Source organism: Aquimarina sp. (assembly GCF_977115655.1).
Map to the genome: position 1 here is coordinate 1 of NZ_CDSBKO010000145.1, position 1,808 is coordinate 1,808.

General features: G+C 33.7%; 2 protein-coding genes. One reads left to right on the forward strand and one right to left on the reverse strand.

Features of this window, described 5'->3' with window-relative positions:
* Positions 1-186: 186 nt before the first annotated feature.
* Positions 187-1,530 carry an adenylosuccinate lyase gene (gene purB, locus ACZIYX_RS23895; protein ID WP_462684768.1) on the forward strand — a complete coding sequence of 448 codons (1,344 nt, stop codon included), beginning with the start codon at positions 187-189 and terminating at the stop codon, positions 1,528-1,530.
* 96 nt (positions 1,531-1,626) lie between these two features.
* On the opposite strand, the gene ACZIYX_RS23900 is transcribed toward purB, so the two are convergent.
* A partial coding sequence (locus tag ACZIYX_RS23900; RefSeq protein ID WP_462684769.1) for a hypothetical protein occupies positions 1,627-1,808 on the reverse strand: 182 nt, incomplete at its 5' end.

Genomic DNA, 1,808 nt, shown 5'->3' on the forward strand with positions numbered 1-1,808 from the left:
TCAAAGACTCAAAGACTCAAAGACTCAAAGACTCAAAGATTCAAAGATTCAAAGACTCAAAGGTTCAAAGACTAAAAAACTACAGACTCAAACACCTAATAAATCAGCAGCTTATAAAATTCATCCTCTGTACTTCGTGATTCGTGATTAATTAAATTATCTTTGCAGCTTCAAAAAAATAAAACTATGTCATTATCTCCTTTGCAGGCTATCTCTCCTATTGATGGTCGCTATGCATCAAAGACTGAATCTCTTAGTCCTTTTTTTAGTGAAGAAGCTCTAATAAAGTATAGGGTACTTGTAGAAATTGAATATTTTATTGCTTTATGTGAACTCCCATTACCACAACTACAAGGTGTAGATAGTTCTTTATTCGATAAACTTAGAGAAATTTATACTTCTTTTTCTAGTAAAGATGCACAAGCAATAAAAGATATTGAAAAAATAACCAATCATGATGTAAAAGCTGTAGAGTATTTTATTAAGGAAAAATTTGATGCCTTTGGCTTACAATCCTACAAGGAGTTTATACATTTTGGGTTAACGTCTCAGGATATTAACAATACTGCAATACCTTTAAGTATTAAAGAGGCCGTAAGTAGTGTATATATTACAGAATACAATACCCTGTTAGAAAAACTAAAATCGCTGGCAAAAGAGTGGTCTGCAATACCAATGCTGGCAAGAACACACGGGCAACCAGCATCTCCTACCCGTTTAGGAAAAGAAATACAAGTATATGTAACCCGACTAGAGGCCCAATTTGACTTACTTAAAGATATCCCCAGTGCTGCAAAATTTGGAGGAGCCACAGGAAACTATAATGCTCACAAAGTAGCTTACCCTAATATTGACTGGAAAGCTTTTGGAACTCGTTTTGTACAAGAAAAATTAGGGTTGCACCATTCTTTTCCTACTACACAAATAGAACATTATGACCACATGGCAGCATTATTTGATGGTCTTAAACGAATTAATACCATTATACTGGATCTGGACAGAGATATCTGGACTTACGTATCTATGGATTATTTTAAACAAAAAATCAAAAAAGGCGAAGTTGGTTCTTCGGCTATGCCACATAAAGTAAATCCTATTGATTTTGAAAACAGCGAAGGAAATCTTGGTATAGCAAATGCTATATTTGAACATCTTTCTGCAAAATTACCAGTAAGCAGACTACAACGGGATCTTACAGATAGTACCGTACTTAGAAACGTAGGGGTTCCTTTTGGGCATACATTAATTGCTTTTCAGGCAACATTAAAAGGGTTGAACAAACTTTTACTGAATGAAGAAAAATTTGCTCAGGATCTTGAAAATAACTGGGCTGTAGTGGCTGAGGCTATACAAACCATTCTTAGAAGAGAAGCATACCCTAATCCTTATGAAGCTCTAAAAGGATTAACCAGAACCAACGAAAAGATAACTCAAAAATCTATTGCAGATTTTATTGAAACCCTGGACGTTTCTGACGCTATAAAATCTGAATTAAAACAAATAACTCCTTCTAATTATACAGGGATATAATTATAAACCTTCAAGGTTTCCAAAACCTCTAAACCTTCAAGGTTTTTAAAACCTTGAAGGTTTATGCTGATGTGATTTGTTAAATAGGGTTAAATTTTAAAAGAATAAAGCGTAAAACATATCCTTTTTAGAACTTAGCCTTAATATTATATCTTTATATACGATAAAAAGGCTAAATTCTAAGTTTTCACTAAAGAATTTGGCCTGCTTTTTTATTACAAAATGGGCACTAAGCCACGAAGTGTGTAACAAAAAAATATCGAGGGTTGCAACCCTCG

Coding starts and splice junctions, on each gene's coding strand:
- purB (WP_462684768.1), top strand. CDS start 187: ATGTCATTATCTCCTTTGCAGGCTATCTCTCCTATTGATGGTCGCTAT.